Source organism: Actibacterium sp. EMB200-NS6 (assembly GCF_001305615.1).
In the GTDB taxonomy this organism is placed as follows: domain Bacteria; phylum Pseudomonadota; class Alphaproteobacteria; order Rhodobacterales; family Rhodobacteraceae; genus Actibacterium_A; species Actibacterium_A naphthalenivorans.
On the sequence record NZ_CP010872.1, the window covers coordinates 34962 to 52090 of the forward strand.

Annotated in this window: 17 protein-coding genes; 4 read left to right on the forward strand and 13 right to left on the reverse strand. The window is 63.2% G+C overall.

The window, feature by feature from the left end; translation table 11 throughout:
• Positions 1-70 precede the first annotated feature (70 nt).
• From TQ29_RS19580 to TQ29_RS19590, 3 genes are read left to right on the forward strand one after another with little or no spacing between them, the layout of a single operon-like run.
• Positions 71-973, forward strand: a complete 903-nt coding sequence (locus TQ29_RS19580) for an Abi family protein (protein WP_054540774.1) — start codon at positions 71-73, stop codon at positions 971-973.
• A 55-nt stretch (positions 974-1028) separates the two neighbouring features.
• Complete coding sequence (locus TQ29_RS21215) at positions 1029-1277, forward strand: hypothetical protein (RefSeq protein ID WP_054540775.1); 249 nt, start codon at positions 1029-1031, stop codon at positions 1275-1277.
• A complete protein-coding gene (locus TQ29_RS19590; RefSeq protein ID WP_054540776.1) occupies positions 1274-4507 on the forward strand; it encodes a type I restriction endonuclease subunit R in 3234 nt (1077 codons plus the stop codon). Before TQ29_RS21215 ends, TQ29_RS19590 begins: the two co-directional genes overlap by 4 nt.
• Positions 4508-4556: 49 nt before the next feature.
• Here TQ29_RS19590 and TQ29_RS19595 read toward each other — a convergent pair whose 3' ends face one another.
• The 4 genes from TQ29_RS19595 to TQ29_RS19610 form a co-directional block, all read right to left on the reverse strand.
• Positions 4557-4817 carry a WGR domain-containing protein gene (locus tag TQ29_RS19595; RefSeq protein ID WP_054540777.1) on the reverse strand — a complete coding sequence of 87 codons (261 nt, stop codon included), beginning with the start codon at positions 4815-4817 and terminating at the stop codon, positions 4557-4559.
• Positions 4818-4901: 84 nt separating this feature from the next.
• A complete protein-coding gene (locus TQ29_RS19600; RefSeq protein WP_054540778.1) occupies positions 4902-5834 on the reverse strand; it encodes a DUF2493 domain-containing protein in 933 nt (310 codons plus the stop codon).
• Positions 5835-6199: 365 nt separating this feature from the next.
• A complete protein-coding gene (locus TQ29_RS19605; protein WP_054540779.1) occupies positions 6200-7228 on the reverse strand; it encodes a toprim domain-containing protein in 1029 nt (342 codons plus the stop codon).
• Positions 7229-7231: 3 nt separating this feature from the next.
• Positions 7232-11626, reverse strand: a complete 4395-nt coding sequence (locus TQ29_RS19610) for a strawberry notch family protein (protein ID WP_054540780.1) — start codon at positions 11624-11626, stop codon at positions 7232-7234.
• 177 nt (positions 11627-11803) lie between these two features.
• Here TQ29_RS19610 and TQ29_RS19615 point away from each other — a divergent pair, with 177 nt between their 5' ends.
• The gene (locus TQ29_RS19615) at positions 11804-12100 is read left to right on the forward strand and encodes a hypothetical protein (protein ID WP_054540781.1); all 297 of its coding nucleotides are present in this window, start codon (positions 11804-11806) and stop codon (positions 12098-12100) included.
• Positions 12101-12524: 424 nt separating this feature from the next.
• Here the strand turns inward: TQ29_RS19615 and TQ29_RS19620 are convergent, their stop codons facing one another.
• From TQ29_RS19620 to TQ29_RS19655, 9 genes are all read right to left on the reverse strand, one after another.
• Complete coding sequence (locus TQ29_RS19620) at positions 12525-13226, reverse strand: RES family NAD+ phosphorylase (protein ID WP_054540782.1); 702 nt, start codon at positions 13224-13226, stop codon at positions 12525-12527.
• Positions 13223-13624, reverse strand: a complete 402-nt coding sequence (locus TQ29_RS19625; RefSeq protein ID WP_028095451.1) for an MbcA/ParS/Xre antitoxin family protein — start codon at positions 13622-13624, stop codon at positions 13223-13225. The genes TQ29_RS19620 and TQ29_RS19625 overlap by 4 nt, the downstream gene beginning before the upstream one ends.
• A 65-nt stretch (positions 13625-13689) precedes the next feature.
• The gene (locus TQ29_RS19630; RefSeq protein ID WP_054540783.1) at positions 13690-14334 is read right to left on the reverse strand and encodes a hypothetical protein; all 645 of its coding nucleotides are present in this window, start codon (positions 14332-14334) and stop codon (positions 13690-13692) included.
• Positions 14327-14746 carry a hypothetical protein gene (locus tag TQ29_RS19635; protein WP_054540784.1) on the reverse strand — a complete coding sequence of 140 codons (420 nt, stop codon included), beginning with the start codon at positions 14744-14746 and terminating at the stop codon, positions 14327-14329. The genes TQ29_RS19630 and TQ29_RS19635 overlap by 8 nt, the downstream gene beginning before the upstream one ends.
• Positions 14747-14821: 75 nt before the next feature.
• Complete coding sequence (locus tag TQ29_RS20515; RefSeq protein ID WP_058249044.1) at positions 14822-15019, reverse strand: hypothetical protein; 198 nt, start codon at positions 15017-15019, stop codon at positions 14822-14824.
• A gap of 1 nt (position 15020) precedes the next feature.
• A complete protein-coding gene (locus TQ29_RS19640) occupies positions 15021-15398 on the reverse strand; it encodes a hypothetical protein (RefSeq protein WP_054540785.1) in 378 nt (125 codons plus the stop codon).
• Between the two features lie 10 nt (positions 15399-15408).
• Entirely contained in the window at positions 15409-15900 is a 492-nt protein-coding gene (locus tag TQ29_RS19645; RefSeq protein ID WP_054540786.1) for a DUF6878 family protein, read from the reverse strand.
• A gap of 97 nt (positions 15901-15997) precedes the next feature.
• Positions 15998-16516 carry a hypothetical protein gene (locus tag TQ29_RS19650; RefSeq protein WP_054540835.1) on the reverse strand — a complete coding sequence of 173 codons (519 nt, stop codon included), beginning with the start codon at positions 16514-16516 and terminating at the stop codon, positions 15998-16000.
• Positions 16517-16612: 96 nt separating this feature from the next.
• Positions 16613-17113, reverse strand: a complete 501-nt coding sequence (locus TQ29_RS19655) for a hypothetical protein (RefSeq protein ID WP_007803268.1) — start codon at positions 17111-17113, stop codon at positions 16613-16615.
• Positions 17114-17129: the final 16 nt, after the last annotated feature.

Below are 17129 nucleotides of genomic sequence, written 5' to 3' on the forward strand. Positions count from 1 at the left end.
GGTTTCGCACTGCGCACCCCGGCGGGTTACTTGTTTTCAGGGTATCGCTTTCACGGCACGGGGGTGCCGCATGAAGTTTGAAAAACCCGCCGTTTCTGTGCCAGATCAGATCGAACTCCTCAAACGTCGCGGCATGATTGTGGGGGACGAAGCCCAGGCACAGCACTACCTCAGCTTCATCTCCTACTACAGGCTGCGGGCCTACTGGCTTCCCTTCGAGGTGCCCGCCGCGAACAACGGCGATCACGCCTTTCGTGACGGGACAACCTTCGAGGATGTGCTGACACTCTACATCTTCGACCGTGAATTGCGGCTCTTGGTCCTGGACGCTATCGAACGGGTCGAAGTAGCCCTGCGCGCGCAATGGGCACATCACATGGCGATGACCTATGGGCCCCATGGCTATCTCGAACAGGGCAACTATGCCCACATCGGGCGTCATGCCTCTGCCGTTGCCGAGTTGAACAAGGAATTCAGCCGCTCGCGCGACACCTTCGCTACTCACTATCGCGACAAATACACCTCGCCGAAGCTGCCGCCGGTCTGGATGGCGGCAGAGGTCATGTCGTTCGGTCTACTTTCGAAATTCTACAGCGATCTGAAGTTGCGCGGCGATAGAAACGCCATTGCAGCCCCCTTCGCACTGGACGAAAGGGTCGTCACGTCTTTCGCCCACCATATCAGCCACGTGCGCAACATATGCGCCCACCATGGCAGGCTGTGGAACAAGCGCTTCACAGTGAAGATGACTGTTCCGAAATACCCCGCCAAGCTGCCCGTTGCGATGCGGGATGCCGATCCGCGCTATCTGCACAACACTCTGGTGATGCTCGATTACCTTTTGGCCCTGATCGCACCGGGCAATGAATGGAAACAGCGCCTTGTTTCGCTAATCGACGGCTGCCCGTTGGCTGATCCTGCGAGCATGGGCTTTCCGGCGGATTGGCGCGCCAGAGCGGTATGGAAGGTATGAGAATGCCGTTTTCAGCCCAATCAAAGCTGGCAAGACTTGTGAAAGAGGTGGCCGCATGACCACCGGTGAGACCTTCGGGCGGACCATCCAGCTTTTTCTGGTCGACGGGAAACCCACGGGTCTGCGCAAGGCGACGATCCACGGCAGGTCGGGTCTCTTGTTCGTCAGCGGAGCCTCGGCCGCGGCGGCTGCCGTGCTGGACCGGAACAGCAACGGACAGCTTGAGTGGAAGGTCCGAGGTTCGAAGCTGAATTATCACGAGTGGCAGCAGGCGCAGGCCGGCGGTACGGAGGTGACAGAATGAGCGACCTGCATCACGAGAAGCACCTCGAGTCCTATATCGTCCAAAGGCTCGCAGCCGCAGGCTGGCTGATCGGCGCCTCCGACGCGTTTGATGCCGACCGCGCCATGTACCCGGAGGATCTGGAGGCCTGGCTGCGCGCCACCCAGCCGCAGAAATGGGACCGGCTTCAGGCGATGAACGGCGACAAGACCCTTACAGTGGTCATGGACCGGCTGGAGACTGCGCTGGAGAAACAGGGAATAGTACAGACCCTGCGCCGGGGCTTCTCCGTCGCTGGCAGCGGTCACCTTGACCTGTCCGAGGCGGCCCCGGAAGACCAGCGCAACGAGAAGGTCCTGCACCGCTACGCGTCGAACCGGCTGCGGGTCGTGCCGCAGCTGAAATATCACCCGGGCCGCGAGCTCGCCATAGACCTCGGCCTGTTCCTGAACGGCCTGCCGCTGGCGACGGTCGAGCTGAAGACGGATTTCACCCAGTCGGTCGAACACGCGAAGGCCCAGTACCGGCGCGAGCGCTTGCCCGTAGACCCGGTCACGAAACGCAAGCATCCGCTTCTGACGCAGCATCGCGGCGCGGTTGTCCATTTCGCGATGTCCGACAGCGAGATCTGGATGACCACCAAGCTTGCGGGGGAGGACACCTTCTTCCTTCCCTTCAACAAGGGGAATGACGGTCGGGCCGGTAACGCGGCCCGGGCCGATGGGGAGTATCCAGTCGCCTACTTCTGGGAGGAAATCTGCCAGCCGGACGCGTTCCTGCGGATCTTCCACAGCTTCGTCTATGTCGAGAAGAAGAACGTGGTCGACTTGAAGGGGAACTGGTCGGTCAAAGAGACCCTGATCTTCCCCCGGTTCCACCAGTTCGACGCGGTCAACAAGATGATCGCAGACGCGAAGGTGAAGGGGCCGGGACACCCCTACCTGTGCGAGCACAGCGCCGGGTCCGGAAAAACCTCGACAATCGCATGGACGGCGCATGACCTGGTGAAGCTGCGCCGGGACGACGGGACTCCGATCTTCGACACGGTGATCATCGTAACAGATCGGAACGTTCTGGACGGACAGCTGCAGGACGCTGTCCAGCAGATCGACCACCAGAAGGGGCTGATCGCGGCGATCGACAGGGAGACGTCCTCGAAGTCGAAGAGCGAGCAGCTCAGCGAGGCAATGCTGAAGGGCACACCCATTATCGTGGTAACCATCCAGACCTTCCCCTTCGCGATGGAGGCGATCCTGACCGAAAAGTCCCTCCGGGACCGGAACTTCGCGGTGATCATCGACGAGGCGCATAATTCCCAGACTGGAAACACGGCCTCGAAACTGCAGGCAACACTGGCCCTATCAGCCAAGCAGGATATGTCGGAGATGACGGTCGAGGACATCCTTCTAGAGGTCCAGCGGTCCCGGAAGCGCCCGGCGAACGTGTCCCATTTCGCCTTCACCGCGACCCCAAAACACTCGACCATGATGCTCTTTGGGCGCCCGGCGGACCCGACAAGGCCCGCCGCGGAGGACAACCTCCCGGTCTCGTTCCACAAATACGAGATGCGCCAGGCGATCGAGGAAGGGTTCATCCTCGACGTGCTTCGCGGCTACGTCCCCTACAAGACGGCCTTCAACCTCGGGCAGGAGATCGTCGAGGAGAAGCGGGTTGATGGGAAGGCGGCGAAGCGGGCCTTGGCGAAGTGGATGACGCTGCACCCGACTAACGTCACACAGAAGGTCCGATTCATCATCGAGCACTTCTCGAAGAACGTGGCCCACCTGCTGGACGGGAAAGCGAAGGCCATGGTGGTCACCAGCTCCCGGGCCTCTGCAGTCCGGTACAAGCGGGCGTTCGACGCCTTCATCGCGGCGAACCCGGAATACGGGTACATCCGGGCCCTCGTCGCCTTTTCGGGCAAACTGACCGGGCGAGAGGTCATGCACCCGAATGACGACCTGTTGCAGGGGGATGCATTCGTCGTTGAGGAGGATGCGGAGTTTACCGAAGCGAACATGAACCCGGACGCGGGCGGCAAGGACCTGCGCCACGTCTTCGACCGACCGGAATACCGGGTCATGCTGGTGGCGAACAAGTTCCAGACCGGTTTCGACCAGCCGAAGCTAGTCGCAATGTATGTAGACAAGAAGATCGCGAACGCGGTCGAGATCGTCCAGACCTTCTCCCGTCTGAACCGGACCTTTCCCGGGAAGGACCAGACCTTCATCATCGACTTTATCAACGACCCGGAAGTGGTACGGGCCGCCTTCGCCCAGTATGACCGGGGCGCCAAGATCGAGGAGGTGCAGGACCTCAACGTCGTCTATGACCTGAAGGAGTTCCTCGACGATCAGGGGGTCTATGACGAGACACACGTCCTCGACTTCCAGAGGGCCCGGTTTCGGACAGCGACGGCCGCCGCCAGCGGCACCGATGACGAGGCGGCCCACAAGGCGATGTACGCCGCGACGCAGGAACCAACCGACGCCTATAACCATCGGCTCACGGAGCTTCGAAACCGCGCCTCAGAGGCCGAGGACGCCTGGCAGAAGGCGAAGGCGACCGGGAACGAAGACGGGATGAAACGCGCCGATCACGAGCGCGAACAGGTCGAGACAGCGATCGTGTCGCTGACGGATTTCAAGGCAGGCCTAGCCCGGTTCGGACGCCTTTACGCCTATGTCGCGCAGTTGGTCGATCTCGGCGATCCGGACCTTGAGGTCTTCGCGGCCTTCTCGAAACTGCTCGCGAACCGACTGGATGGGGTTCCAGCGTCCGAGATCGACCTGCACGGAATCGCGCTGACCGGCTATGACATCGTGGAGCGAGAGGAGGCTAGCAACGGCGAGGATGAGGAGCCCCCCACCCTCGACCCCATAAAGGGCGGCGGCGGCGGGGGACGGCCCGGTGCCCTACCGGTCTACATGCAGGAGCTCATCGAACGCCTGAACAGCCTCTTTGGGGAGGCCACCCCGATCGAGGACCAGGTCGCCTTCGTGAACCAGGTTGCAGCGATTACCCGCCAGAACCCGGTTGTGATGGCTCAGATCGATAATAACAGTAAGGATCAAGCGATGAAGGGGAACCTCCCCGGCGCGGTGCAGGCGGCAGTGGTCCGGGCAATGTCTTCGCATAGTGCGCTCGCCACGCTTCTCCTTAGCAAGGATCGCCAGGCCCTTCCTATCCTCGAAGGGGTGATCTACGAGATACTAAAGCGGGGCGAGGCGTTGGACCTCACTTCCAATTGATCCAGCAGAACTCTAAATGCGATGAGAAAATGGCTGCGTCCAAGATCGATCACTGAACGTAACCCCTCCGCTTCTTCACCGCTGCCAGCTTCATCAACGCGGTGATGGCGTTGCCTTCATCAGGGTGCGTCTCGACCATCATCTGCCCTCGAAACCCGATACGGCCCCATTCCCGCACAAGGCATGCGCCGCCAAACAGGTCCGGCTGAACGCTCATTCGATAGAAGCGCCGCATGTTGAGAGACGGGTCGATCCGCTTGAGATCGACCGTCGTCGGGAACACTTCCATTTGCCGCGATATGTCGAACATGTTGTTGACGCCTCTCTCCAAACCACAATATCAAGCGCTCTTCGACGTTTCCACTATGTTCTATCCCGAAAAGAAAGAGGGGGCTCACGCCCCCTTCTCGAACTTCATGACCGGGATGCCCAGCTTTTTGGCCTTGTCGGCGAGGTTTTCCTGGATACCGGTTCCGGGGAAGACGAGGACCCCGACCGGGAGCACATCCAGCATCGCGTCGTTGCGCTTGAAGGGCGCGGCCTTGGCGTGCTTGGTCCAGTCGGGCTTGAAGGCCACCTGCGTCACGCCCCGGGCTTCGGCCCATTTGGCGGCGATGAGCTCTGCGCCCTTCGGGCTGCCACCGTGCAGGAGGACCATGTCGGGATACTTGGTCCGGACCTGGTCGAGCTTGCCCCAGATCAGGCGGTGATCGTTGAAATCGGTCCCGCCGGTGAGGGCGACCTTGGGGCCAGCGGGCAACATCACCTCGGTCTCTGCGCGGCGCTTGGCGGCCAGGAAATCGCGGCTGTCGATCAGGGCGGCGGTCATGTGCTGGCGGTTCACCATCGAGCCGGTGCGGGGGCGCCAGGTCGATCCCGTGTGCTGAACAAACTCGGATGCGGCGTGATCGCGCATCATGTCCATGCAGTTCCGCCGTTCGACGAGGGTCAGGCCTTCGGCCGTCAGGCGCTCGAGCTCGACGGATTTCACCTCCGAGCCGTCCTGCTCGCGTTGGAGGCGGCGCTGCGCCTGTTCGTTCTCATCGAGCGACCGCTCGATCCGGGCCGTGGCGCGGTGGAAAAGGTTGACCTGGCCCCAGAGCACCTCTTCGAGATCGGGTTCCATACGGGTGTCTTCCAGGGTCGCGACGAGGGCGTCGAAGATGTCGGCGACGGCGACCGCGAGGCGCTGCCCATCGGGCATCGGGCGCGGATCGGGCTCGTCGAAGGGGCGGTAGCCATACAGCTGCAGCTCGTCGAGCGCATGGGCGGTCTGGGATGCGCTATGGGCGGGTTCATACGCGTCGTCGTGGGTATGGATCGTCATCGGTTTCTTGCCTCCGGGCCTGTCTCGTCCGCGCGTCATCCCGCGCGGCCTTCATGGGCAGACCCGAGCCGTCGGGGCGGTTGCCCCTTCACCCCGGCTTCACCGGGGCCGGAACAGCGTGGAGGAGGTCGGCAGGGAAGCTATTTGTCTCGCGATGCAAAGGCGGCTTTGCCGCCGGCGGAAATAGGTTCCCTGCCGACCTTGCAGGGGCAACCGCTTTGACGGCCTGCCCATCTCTTGAAGGCCGCGCAGGGCTGACGGGTGGATGCGCAAGGCCCTGGATGGGGTGAGGACGACGATCCAGAGCCACGACGGGATGCAGCCCCCTGCCCCGCACTCCCAGCCCCCCACCTGCGCGATGCAGCTCAGCTGGGCAGGCGATGCCGATCCTCTGGCCCGATCTGACCTGCCAGATGCTGGCGCAGCGCGTCCTTGCCGTTCGCCCGAAGATCATCATTGAAATCCCCGAGCCGCGGTTCCAGCACCCGCACGCGCACCCCGACCTCGGAGGCTCTGGCGCTCAACTTCTCTGCCGCGCGCTGCCCGGCCGGATCGCGATCGATCGCGACGTAAAGGCGCTTGAGCCCCTCCGGCAACAGGACCGCCCCGAGGTGACCCGAAGAGAGTGCCGCCCAGACGGGCAGACCTGGGATTGCCTCGGACAGGGACAGCATGGTCTCGATGCCTTCGCCGACGACGAGGATGTCATCGTGCGGGGTGAGCCTGACAGCATTGCCGAGTAGGTGACCCATAGCCCGACGCTGTGGATTCACTGCCGCCTTCCCCTGTCCGTCAGGCGCCAGCCAGGTGCGCTGCGCTCCCTGCACGGCCCCTGCCCCATCGGTGACCGCCGCGATTATCGCAGGTCTGGGGATGCTCCGGGTCTGCCCCTCTTCCCGATGCCAGCACTTCGGGTGGAAGCGTAAGGCGCCGTTCGCCCCGAATTGGGTGATGCCTCGGGAACGGAGGTAGGTCTCAGCAAGCGTGCCTGTGATCGGGTTCGAGGCAGCAAACAAGCGCGCCGCCGCGGGAGTGCCACCGGGCGCCTTGGCCTTCCTCGGCTCTTGCCTATCCGGGGCGACCGGCTGCGGACGGCCAAGATGCGCTCGGGCCTCGGCGAGAAGGTCGGGGAAGCGCGTGATCCCCGTCCGGGCGCGGATGATGTCCAGGAGATCGCCATGCTCGCCTGTGGCCCCATCCGTAAACTTGCCCGCTGCTCCTGGTCCCGACGCCGGGCCCGTCAATCGCACGAAGAGCGACCGGCCGGGGTTGTTCTGCAGATCGCCGACGATCCAGTAGGATCCTTCCCGCCGTCCGGCGGGAAGGTAGGCACGACAGACGCCTTCGGCATTTTCTGCCAGATCGCGCACGAGGTCTTCGGTCTCGGAATACATGGGTCAACAACCTCCGCGATCATGTAGCCTTGCGACAGGACAACGTGCAAGCAGACGATCCAGTATCGCGACGCCATCGGCGTCGGTCGGGCAGAACAGCCGAAGCTTCCAACTGATGATCTCCGAGAAGAAGCCATCGGCCTTGAGCCGATCCTTGGCTGCCTCCGAGAAGCCCGACAGTTCGATCCGGTTCGCGCCCATGACGCGCGAGCGGTGCAATTCCATCCCTTCGGACAGGCGCACCACGGTCTTGCCCTCCAGAACGAGGGCATGGACCTGCGCCGCCGAGAGCTTCGGCGCGTCTTTGGCCAGCGTGGTCGCGACCCAAGCGGGCGAGACGCGGCGGCCGATGATGCGTTGCCCGTCATCGGTCTGCAGGCGGTAGACGCGGGTTTCATCCTGGGGAAGCTGCTTCCAGATCGGCAGCAGCAGGCCTGCCACGATGTGCAGCGTGGCTTCGGAGAACTCCGGCACCTCGGCCAGTTCCGCGGTCCAGGCGGCGGAGAAGGCCGCGCGGTCGGCCTCGAGCCAGCGGGTGTCCTCCATGATCTTTGCCGGGACTGTGCTGGCATCGGTCGGGCGGATCAGGCGCAGGCGCGGCTCGATGGTCCCATCTTCCAGCATGTGACTGGTGGCGGGAACCTGCACGGCAGCCCGGCCCGAGCGGCTGTTGACCAGAAGCCGCGCCTGCGGGTCATCCAGCCATTCGAGCGCATCGGCCAGCGAGGTAGGCGTGTTGCGGCGCTTTTCCGCGATGGTCAGCAGCTGGGTTTTCGCGCCGGAGCCCGGATGGGTGTAGATGACCTGTACGTCGGTCACCCGGAAGCTCTCAGCACGGAGTGTCTCGAGCCCGAGATCATAGACCCCGGCGGCGATGGCGCCCTCAATTCGCTGATCGAGCAGCTCCTCGAAACCCGCGAACAGCACGGCCTGCATGTCGATCGTCAGCGCCAGCAGGCGATTGAGGAAGGTCGTGATCGGCGGCAGGTCATCCTTCAGCCCGTTATCATCGGTCAGGCTGAGCCCGGTCGCATCCTCGAAAGCCCCGAGCGAACATCCGGCCAGATCGCCGCGATAGATACGGCGGTAAAGCTGGCGCAGGGCGTCGCGGGCGTAGGGCGACTCGAGGTTGTCTTCGGGCCGGAACAGCCCTTGCCCGCCGGTCTGGCGCTGGCCGCGCGTTATAGCGCCAAGCGTGTCGAGACGTCGCGCGATGGTCGACAGGAACCGCTTCTCCGCTTTGACATCGGTGGCCACCGGCCGGAACAGCGGCGGCTGCGCCTGGTTGGTCCGGTTGGTGCGTCCGAGGCCCTGAATCGCCGAGTCTGCCTTCCAGCCGGGTTCCAAGAGGTAGTGGACCCGCAGGCGTTGGTTCTTCGCCCCGAGATCGGCGTGATAGCTGCGCCCGGTGCCGCCGGCATCCGAGAAGATCAGGATACGCTTTTCGTCATCCATGAAGGCTTGGGTTTCCGCGAGGTTCGCGGCTCCGGCCCGGTTCTCCACCACGAGCCGTGCCGAATGCCCTTCGCCCTTCCGCACGATGCGCCGCGAGCGCCCTGTGACTTCGGCCACGAGATCCGTGCCGAAGCGCTGGACGATCTGGTCGAGTGCACCCGGCACCGGCGGAAGCGAAGCCAGTTTCTCGATCAGCGCGTCACGACGCCGGACGGCTTCGCGGCACTCCACCGGTTGGCCGTCGCGCGTGACGGGGCGCGACGAGAGGTTGCCCTCGCTGTCGGTGAAAGGCTCGTAGAGCTGCACCGGGAAGGAATGGGCGAGGTAGTCCAGAACGTATTCCCTGGGTGTGATGTCACAACGGATATCATTCCATTCGTCGGTTGGGATCTCCGACAGGCGGCGTTCCATCAGCGCCTCACCCGTCGAGACGATCTGGATGACCGCCGCGTGGCCCGCAGCCAGATCGTCATCGATGGATGCGATCAGCGTGGGGGTCTTCATCGAGGTGAGCAAATGGCCGAAGAAGCGCTGTTTGGCGCTCTCGAAGGCTGACCGCGCTGCGGATTTCGCCTGGCGGTTCAGCGTGCCCGACCCGCTCGGCCCGTCGGCCGCGCCGGTAATGTTCGCCGCCTCCAGCGCCGCGGTCAGGTTGTTGTGGATGATGGCGAAGGCCCCGGCATAGGCATCATAAATGCCACGCTGCTCGGGGCTGAGAACATGTTCCAGCATCTCGTATTCGACACCGTCATAGGACAGCGACCGCGCCGTGTAGAGACCAAGCGCCCGGAGGTCGCGGGCCAAAACCTCCATCGCCGCGACACCGCCAGCCTCAATGGCTTCCACGAATTCCGACCGGGTCTGAAAGGGGAAATCCTCCCCGCCCCAGAGACCGAGACGCTGAGCATAAGCGAGATTGTGGACCGTCGTCGCGCCCGTGGCCGAGACATAGACCACGCGGGCGTTGGGCAGCTTGTGCTGCAGGCGCAGGCCCGCCCTGCCCTGCTGCGAGGCCATGGTATCACCCCGCTCGCCTTTGCCCCCGGCAGCATTCGCCATGGCATGGCTTTCGTCGAAGAGGATCACCCCGTCGAAATCCGCCCCGAGCCAGTCGACGATCTGGTCGACGCGGGATTTCTTCGATCCGCGCTCTTCGGAGCGCAAGGTCGCGTAGGTGGTGAAGAGAATGCCCTCGGTCAGAGGGATGTCGCGGCCTTGGGCAAAGCGCGAGAGCGGCGTCACCAAAAGCCGCTCCTGGCCAAGGGCCGACCAGTCGCGCTGCGCATCCTCTAGGAGTTTGTCACTCTTCGATATCCAGAGCGCCTTGCGTCTTCCTCGGGCCCAGTTGTCGAGCAGTATCCCGGCAGACTGCCGGCCTTTGCCCGCGCCGGTGCCATCGCCGAGGAAGAAACCCCGGCGGAAGCGGTCGGCGTCAACGGCATCGTCCGGTGCAGCGGAGACCACGTCTCCGGTCTCATCGACGGTCCAAGACCCAGTGAGATGCGCGCCATGCGCCTCCCCCGCGTAGATAACGGTCTCGAGCTGCGCGTCGGACAGCAGGCCGTCGCGCAGGACGGCCGGGGGTAGCTTGGGGCGGTACGTGGGTTTCGGAGGTGCGACAGAGGCCATGGCCGCCGATTGCACAAGCTTGGTCGGGTGCGATGCGGCGTCTGGGATGTCGATAGCCTGCAGACGGAAGGTCTCGTAGATCGCGTCGGACAGCCGTGCGGCGTCTTCTTCCTCGGCGGCGTCGCGGAGAGCATAGTCCAGTTCCTCGGCCTCAATCGGCGTTTCGGGTTTCGCCATTTGAGCCGCAGAGGTCGCGCGCGATCGGCTGGTGGTTGTGTGAGTGGCGCGGGCAGGACTTCCCGGGAAGAGGGAAGAATGGAACAGACCCGCATTTACTGCCTGTTCCAGTTCGAGGCGCGGCGGAACCTCTGCAGTGACCCGCGACATCAGATGCGCCACGTCCGGAGACAGGGGCTGGCGCAGGTCGGCGGTGATGCCGCCCGGCTCGCCGCCGCAGCATTTATCGAAGACAGAAATCCGCGTCTCGAAGCTGGTGCCGTGCTTGGCGAAAGCGGCGCCCGACACCGCGCCGGTGAAGACGAGATGGGCGGTCTCGGTCAGACGGCCGAAGGTCTCGGCCCAGGCAGGCGCAACCGGCGCGAAACCGGCTCCGGTGATGGCGACGAGCCGTCCGCCGGGGGCCAGACGCGCGAGGGCCGAGCGCAGATGCCGGGCCGTCGCCTCGGTCGACCGACCATCGACATTGGCTTGGGCCGAGAAGGGCGGGTTCATCATGATGACGCTCGGGCTTGAGCAGGCATCGAGATGATCGTCGATCTGCGCGGCATCGAACCGGGTGACCGGTCGGGCCGGGAACAGCAGGCGCAGAAGATCGGCGCGGGTGTCCGCCAACTCGTTCAGCGCGAGGCTGCCGCCCGCGATCTCTGCGAGGATCGCCAGAAGCCCGGTCCCGGCGGACGGCTCCAAGACCAAATCGCGGGGCGTGATCTGTGCTGCCGCCAGTGCCGCGAGCCCCATGGGCAAGGGCGTCGAGAATTGCTGAAAGCGCTCCATCTCTTCCGACCGCCGGGTGTGCGTGGGCAAAAGGCCCGCCACCTTGGCGAGGATGGGCAACAGCGCCGCAGGCGAGCCGGCCCGGGCCAGCAGCGCACGACCGAATTTCCGCAAGAACAGAACCAGCGCCACCTCGCCGGCCTCATAGGCGAGCTTCCAGTCCCAGGCACCGGTCGCATCGGAACCGCCAAAGGCACGCTCCATCTCGAAGCGCAGGCGCAGCGCGTCGATCTGAAGCCCTTGCGCCAGATCGGGCTGCAGCGCTTCGGCAACAGCAACGATCGCAGGGGCGGGATTTGCTGCCAACGAGACAATGGGCGCAGGCAAGGACGCCTGCGCAACAGGGGCAAGATGGGTCATCGGGAAACTCCGGAATGAAGGACAGGATCAGGCCCGTACACCCTCTCTCGGGCAGCCTCGGACCTGATCTTTCCCGGCCCCTCTCTCCCTCTCGCACCAAGGTGTTCCCGACGCTTGGCTTGATTTTGTTCTTGTTATGTTCTATGTTCAGAGCCAAGCCAGAATGGGGGTTCCACCATGGAAAGCACCAAGCACGCCCTGCCCGTAACGCCCAAGCAGATCGCCTATGCGCGGTCGCTCGTCCTGCGCAACCGGACGCTCCTGCCCTGGGAAGTTCAGCAAGACCGGAGATCTTTGAGCGGTTGGATCGAGGCTCAGGCCCGGCTGAAGCCGGTATCGGACATGGACCGTCTGCCGACCTCGAAGCAGGTAGCCTTCGCGGAGAAGCTTGCCCGGATCAAACGGCGCGCCGTTCCGGAGGAATGTTTCCGTGACAAGGGGCTCATGTCGAAATGGATCGACGGGAACAAGTGATCCCGGCACTGGCTAGCTCCGGCCTTCCGGAGCTTCTGCCATACCGTGGCTTGGCAAACCGAGCGTAGTTGCCAACCTGTAGATTGGCAGATTGGACCTTCGGGACGTCAGCCTCGGTCAAACTCCTGTCCGAAGGACACCGAAGGGCCAAGGTCTGGTCGCGGCGGCACACCAGGAGGTACACCACTGCGACCTTCGGCAACCACTGCAAGTCGTTGCCGTCTTTCGACCCAGCGCCTTCAGATCTCCCTCCACGTGGGACTAGTCCATAAATTCTTTGGAAATGGTGAGATTGGAGCGTCCACAACGCTGGAAAAGCAACCTCATCGAAGAAAACTATAGTGGTCTTTTGGGGCAGAGACGTCGCCGTGTGCCAGTTTCATGTCTTCGGACCCCGCCAAACAGGCGCTTGCGCCGCAACGCGTCAGCCGACGGCCGTAAGCGAGTAGTGCGGTGTCCCATCCCAAACAAGATCCCAAGACGCGCCAGGCCGGACGTTCTGGATGGCGTGGGGCTCGAAGCAGACGAGGCAATTCCCGCCCGGCGCGGGAGCCCGAACTGAGGGGTAGATCAGGCCACGCGATCCAGCCCGGCGCAGATGCTGGGCGAGGCTTTGGCCCTCGGGATATCCGACAGCCGGATCCGGATGCAGTGCGGGATGGCCCGGCTCGTCGGTCATGTCATCGAAGACGCCGATGAAATCCGCCAGCAATTCCACATAGCGGGCGCTGTCATGGAAACTGCCGGTAAAGCCGAGTTCGCGTGTTCGGTGCCAGGCCACTTCGCTGACGGACACCATGACATCCCATGCGCAATACCAGGCGCCGCGCTCCTCGGTGTTGAAGCGGTTTCCGCCGGCGCGGGTATAGGTGAAGGCGGCGTTGACATGGCTGTCGCCGTAGATGCGCAGATCTTGGCTCCGGCGCTGCCAGGCAAGCTCGCGCGGGTCCAGATGGGGATTGCGGCCACGTTCCGCCAGAAGACGACCGCTGGTCAGGCCCTCGATCTCTGCCAGGATCTCCATCTCGTCATCGGAATCGACGAGACCGCGCAGCGACGGTGGCTTGTGGTAAGTGGCGGGCAGGAGACGAACGAGACCGCGATCGGAAATCTCGGTCTGCTTCATGCCCCACCACGCAACGCATCAAGATAGGTCCGAACCGCGAGGATCTGCGGCAAACCCCCGTCGATGGCGGTGTCGACTGGTCGGCTTCCACCAAAGAGCGGCCCCTTGTTCGGTCGGGTGAACCAGCTTTTTGCCAGAGGCTCCGAGAAGTAGAGTTCGAGCGACTTGAAGATGCCAATTACAGCGCTGAGCCGCAGCAGTTGGTCCTTGGTGAGCTCTCCGGCGAAATCCGGCTTCTTGGCGCGCTTCCACGTGCTCTCTGACATGTCGGCAAGGCCAGCCGCTTCCTTGAGACTGAGACCCCAAGCATCGGCCACGCGTGCATAAGCTTTCAACGCGACGGCGTTGATCTGTGCGGGTTCCCGGATTTTCTCTGCAACGTACATGGCGTCCTCCATTGGCTTCAATATAGTCCATATGGACTTACTGTAAAGATCAAATGAACCTTACGCTTTGATCTCTGTTACCCGAACCGCCGCCCTCCTTCCGTGAACGTATACGCGTTGACGATGATCCCCTCCTCGATGGCCTGGTCTGAGGTGAGGTGGTCGTATTCGGCTTCAAGCTGGCGGTAGAGCCAGCGGGCCAGATCACGCAGCGCCTCGGTCACGACTTCTTCCGCATCCTCGGTCGGCGGCTGCCAGGTCGCGCTGTCCCGCGTGATGTCCACCGACATGGTGTATTCATGGTAGTAGCGGCCACGGTGGCTGGCCTCGGCGGCGAGTTGGTAGAAGTTCCGCCGCTGGATAGCCTGCAGCCGGTCGGCGATGCCGTGCAACGTCGCGTCCTTGGGCGCGTAGTCCCGAATGCGCGCGGCGGCGCCCTTGACGTGGGACCAGTAGCCTTCGAACGAAGCTCCATCACCCTGGCTCCAGAAGCCGGAGAACCAGATGCAGGGCTTGGCCCGTGTCCCGCCACTCATCAGGCGGACGGAGGTGGCTTTCAGGCGGATGCCGAGGAGCTCGCAGACCCGCTCGAAATCCTCATAGACCGCGTCCCACCAATCGTCATGGGGACCAAGCTCGCGATACCAGCTGCGCGCCTTCTCCTTGGCGGCATCCGAGAGTTCGGGGAACTGGTAGACGGTGGTGCAGATCACCTCAGGCATCGATATCCTCCCCGTTCAGCGCAGCGACCAACCATTCTTGCGTGCTGGACCAGCAGATGGATTTGCGAGCGCCGAGATCGATGGCATGCGCGCCACCGCCGAAGGCGTCGAGGCGCGGTCGGGAGCAGGTCAGAGCATACTGGAATCCCCAAAGGCCGGTGAGGTCGAGGTCTTCGGCGAGGCGCAGCACAAAGCGGATGACGGCTTCGACATCGCCGTGCTCGTCGTCATGGATCCAGAGGGTGCTGCCCTCGGACGCGTCCTGGCGCGCGAGGTCGAAGCCCGCGACCTCCGGGTCGTCAGCGTCCTGATCCGCAGCGCGGAGTTCCTGAAACAGCGCGAGCGCGCGGGCGGCCTTTTCGGGTGTGCCGACGTCGAGCAGGCATGAGAAATGGGTGAAGTAATCCGCCATGGGAACCTCCTGAATGGGGAAGACCCGGCCAAGAGGCCGGGTACTGAATCGGGATGAAGGGTCGGCCGGGAGCGATCAGCCGATCGACGTGTCGTTTGCCGCCTTTCGTGCGGCATGCGCGCAGAGCATCTGCCGGTAGAAACGCTTGCGCGCGGTCCGGAGGCCGCAAACAGCGCGCGTGTCGGGGTGCAGCGCCCGGACCGCCGCGCGGACCACTGCCAGTGGCGAAGCGGTCGGCGGCAAGCCAAGACTTAGATAAGTGGGATCGGTCATGTCACGTGACCTCGACCACGGGCGAGACGAGATGCGGATCGACCTGTGCCTCGATCCGTTCGGTCCGACCCATCCAAGGCTGGGGCCGAATGGCCTTCACCCAATCGGCGAAGCTCGGGATGAAGCCGAGGTCCTCCTTAACATGCTGCTCGCCGACCCAGCGGGTCGGGATGACGCGCCCGGTCGACAGCATGAGGGTCGGGCCGAAAATCGTCTCGGCCATGAAGATGCCCTCCGCATGGTGGCGCAGCGCCCGGTGCCGAAAGTCGGCTGTGATCTCCTTGCTCTGGTCGAACCAGGAATGCACGGCGAGGTAGTCGTCGACCGTGCCGCCCCATTTCTTCACCGAGGACAGGGCGTGGTGATAGGGATGTGCCATCGTCGCCTCCTCACAATTCATGGGTGTAGAGTTCGGACGAGGTGAAGCGCTCGTTGAACTCGAGGTGGATGGAACGAGCGCTCGCATCGAAGCAGAACTCGCCGTAAGCCCCGTCGTTGTTTTCCCAACCGCCATGGGTATCAGAAAGGAAGTCGTAGGCCAGTTGCTCAACGACATCTTCGAGCGAAAGCGCCCGCATCTCGACCTCCGGGTCGTCCCAGGTCAATGCGGCATAGGCGATCGCGGTCTTGGGGAAAGCAACCTCGGTCTCGCCAGCGTAGGCTTCGATGCTTTCAACCTGGCCGCTATCGCCATAGCCGTCAAAGCTCACGGTCACATGGGTGATGCCCGCGGCAGTCAGGCCATCGAAGAGGCGCTCCTTGTTGGCTGGACGCAAAGCTGCGATCCGCGCGTCACGCTCGGCCTGCCGGGCCAGCACGGCGGCGAAATCAATCCTGGACGGCGCCATCGGCGCGGCCAGGGTGGGTTCGATCTTGGACATTGGAAACTCCGAAATGAGGGAAAGGATCTGAACCCCGAGGCTCTCTCTCGTCCTCCTAGGCTCACATCCTCCCCTGCCCTTCTCTGACTCTCGGGCGTCACGCCGCGATCTGCAGGGCGCGAGACGCGAAGACACGCCAGAGCGGATCGACAAGACGGGCATCGAGAACGTCGGCGTGGTGCCGCAGCCGTCGCGCGAGGCTATGTTCATGCCACTCGGCCGCCCGCATGGCCTGCGCGCGGGTCTGGCTGGCCTCGGACACGACGGCGCGGGCTTCGGCGGCATCCGAGACCGGGTGGCACCATGCGACCCCGCCATCATTGGTAGCCCCGGCCAGAACGAGGCGGCCCTCCCGATCGAGGATTGCCAGGATGCGCGGAGCGTCTTCAGGTGTGATATCTTCGGCGTGAACGATTGCCCCCTGCATGGCGTCGGCCAGCGTTGCAAACCGCTCCAGTACCTTGGGGTGTGCCTGCCCGGACATGAGAGCCGCGGGCGCATGGCAAGCCGTCGTGAGCGCAAACGGCAAGTCTTGATCTGCAAGAACGGTCAGGAAGCTCGGCGGCAAACCTGTTTTCTGCGTTTCCGGCTGAGTTTGGAGAGGAAGGTCGAACATGGGCATATCTCCGACGGTGCGGAGAGCCTCTCTCCCCGCTTCAAACCGTCAAAGACCAAACCGCCCCCTCGGACTCTCTGTCGCTGATCGGGCCGATCATTTCGGCGTTGGTAAATCGCCCCATCGAACCCGCAAGTAGCGCCCTTCGCGCTTTGGAAGATCTTTTCGGTCGATCATGCGACCCGAGACCTGAAAATCCTCGTTGATCTTTACAACCAAGAGCTTGTTGAAATGCCCATTGGTATCGACCACAACCACATCCTTTGTCTTGAATGGCGTAATGGTTTTGACCTCGACATGATCATTGCCAAGTCTTCCGTCAGCACCCTGGGCGTAGGTCTTGTTCAGCTTGATACCGTACGTGATAGCACCGAACAGCTCACCGATATCGCCGTAGACAGAGAGGTGAAGGCCGGTCTCGAGGTGATAGCTTTCCGCGAGGGACAGGAGATCCTCAAAATATGGGATCATAGACCGGATCGCGTTCGGGTATTTAGCGCCCCACTCCTTGTAGCGAAGCTGCTCGTCGATTTCCGACCAGGTAACCCATTCGCCGTCATCATAAAATGCACGATCTGACCAATCGATTTCTTCCATGCGCGTACTTCCAATA